Annotated in this window: 1 protein-coding gene; it reads right to left on the bottom strand. The window is 68.3% G+C overall.

The window, feature by feature from the left end; translation table 11 throughout:
• Positions 1–32: 32 nt before the first annotated feature.
• Positions 33–1201 (bottom strand): IS3 family transposase gene (locus tag IEY75_RS20600; protein ID WP_189116048.1). Its coding sequence is split into 2 segments (ribosomal slippage): positions 33–914 and positions 917–1201, totalling 1167 coding nucleotides; the frame shifts between segments, so codons are not numbered across the junction.
• Between the last annotated feature and the right edge of the window lie 68 nt (positions 1202–1269).

Raw genomic sequence — 1269 nt, 5'->3', positions numbered from 1 at the left:
GGGTCTGCTGCACCAACTGGTGACAGTTCTAGTCAGGCGGCCTGACTGGCCGGTGGAGTCATGATGGTCTCGTACTCGATAGGGGTCAACCGGGCCAGCGACCGTTGTCGTCGGCGCCGGTGGTAGGTGCGCTCGATCCAGGTCACGATCGCGATGCGGAGTTGTTCGCGGGTGGCCCAGGTGCGTCGGTTGAGGACGTTGTTCTGGAGCAGCCCGAAGAAGGACTCCATGGCGGCGTTGTCGCCGGCGGCGCCGACGCGGCCCATCGAGCCGACCATGCTGTGACGTGCCAGGGCGCGTTGCAGCTTCCTGGACCGGAATTGAGATCCACGATCGGTGTGTAGGACGCAGCCGGCCAGGCCGCCGCGGCGGGCGGCGGCGTTGTCCAGGGCGGCGACCGCGAGGCGGGACTTCATCCGGGAGTCGATGGAGTAGCCGACGATCCGCCTGGACCACACGTCCTTGATGGCGCAGAGGTAGAGCTTGCCCTCACTGGTGTGGTGTTCGGTGATGTCGGCCAGCCACAACCGGTTCGGGCCGTCGGCGGTGAAGTCGCGTTGGACCAGGTCGTCGTGCACGGGTGGGCCGACCTTGCCGCCCTTGCCCCGCCGCTTCTTCTTGCCGAAGGCTGACCACCAGCCGTTGCCGGAGCAGATCCGCCACGCCGTGCGGTCGGCCATCGGCTGCCCCGCCGCGGTGGCCTCGTCGGCCAGGAACCGGTATCCGAACTCCGGGTCCTCGCGGTGGGCGTCGAACAGCGCGTCAGCCCGGTAAGCGGCCACCAGCTCGCTGCTGGTGACGGGTTGGTGCAGCCACCGGTAGTAGGCCTGGCGAGCGATTTTGAGTACCCGGCACGTCACCGCGACGGGAATCCCGTCGGCGGCCAGCTCGCTCACGAGCGGGTACCACCTTTTCCCGGCAGGTTCGCCTGGGACAGGTAGGCGGCGGCGCGGCGCAGGACCTCGTTCTCCTGCTCCAGCAATTTGTTACGACGGCGCAGCTCCCGCAGCTCGGTCGACTCGGCGCGGGTCACGCCCGGCTTGGCGCCGGCCTCGACGTCGGCCTCACGCAGCCACTTGAACAAGGTCATTGGGTGCACGCCGAAGTCCTTGGCGATCTGCTCGACGGTCACACCGGCATCGCGGCCGCGGGCGACCCGCACGACGTCGTCACGGAACTCTCGGGGGTAGGGCTTGGGCACGGTGGCATCCTTCCAGCCCGCCTCAACGGCAAGCCAGCTCAGGTGTCACCAGTTGGTGCAGCAGACCC

The organism is Pilimelia terevasa, assembly GCF_014647915.1.
GTDB classification, from domain to species: Bacteria; Actinomycetota; Actinomycetes; order Mycobacteriales; family Micromonosporaceae; genus Pilimelia; species Pilimelia terevasa.
Note: the sequence above shows the minus strand (reverse complement) of the source record. Positions and strands in the feature narration are given on the sequence as shown.